General features: G+C 42.7%; 1 protein-coding gene. It reads right to left on the bottom strand.

The window, feature by feature from the left end; translation table 11 throughout:
* Positions 1-569: PAS domain-containing protein (locus R8N47_RS25055; protein WP_318186086.1), on the bottom strand; the 569-nt coding region annotated here is incomplete at its 3' end.
* Positions 570-722: the final 153 nt, after the last annotated feature.

Below are 722 nucleotides of genomic sequence, written 5' to 3'. Positions count from 1 at the left end.
AATAACGCTAAAACGCTCGCTGGTAATGCACTTGCAAGCCAAGCAAGCGGACCTTCAACAGATAGTGCGTACGCTGCGGCAGGTGCAGTTAATGCACCAAGTAGGATCGCATAGCGCACCGTTTCGTTAATTTTTAACGACCAGGTTCTACCCGCTTTCTCGGCGGCTAGCATCCCCTTGTAAGCTTTTGCAGCAATATCCACCCATTCACGCTTAGGCTTAACGCGCACAGATTGATAACCGACAACTTGGTTTTTTTCATAGATAGGCGTTACGTAGGCATCTACCCAGTAATAACCGCCAGATTTGGTGCTGTTTTTAACCATACCTCGCCACGCTTTGCCTTCTTTAAGGCGTGCCCACATATCACCAAAAGCGGCTTTAGGCATGTCACTATGACGGACGATATTATGATTCTGACCGACTAACTCCTCGTGCGTGTATTCTGCAACGCGACAAAACGCGTCATTACAATAAGTAATAACACCTTTTAAGTTAGTGGTCGAAACGAGTTCTTCAAGTTCTCCGATGAGGGTTTCTTGAGCTTTCTGAGAAAAATTGGCTGACATAGACGATACTTCTATAATTTTTATTAGTTTTCGGCAAGATGTATACAGGATTATTGTTTTTATTACAAAATGTTAGATAAAAAGTATTATCAATACGACATTTTTAGTGTGGGAATTATCATCACTGGCAGAAATTTGCGCGTTACCAGTCAA

It is taken from the genome of Vibrio sp. 2132-1, assembly GCF_033344315.1.
The sequence above is the reverse complement of the archived record's forward strand: the minus strand, read 5'-3'. Positions and strand labels throughout refer to the sequence as shown.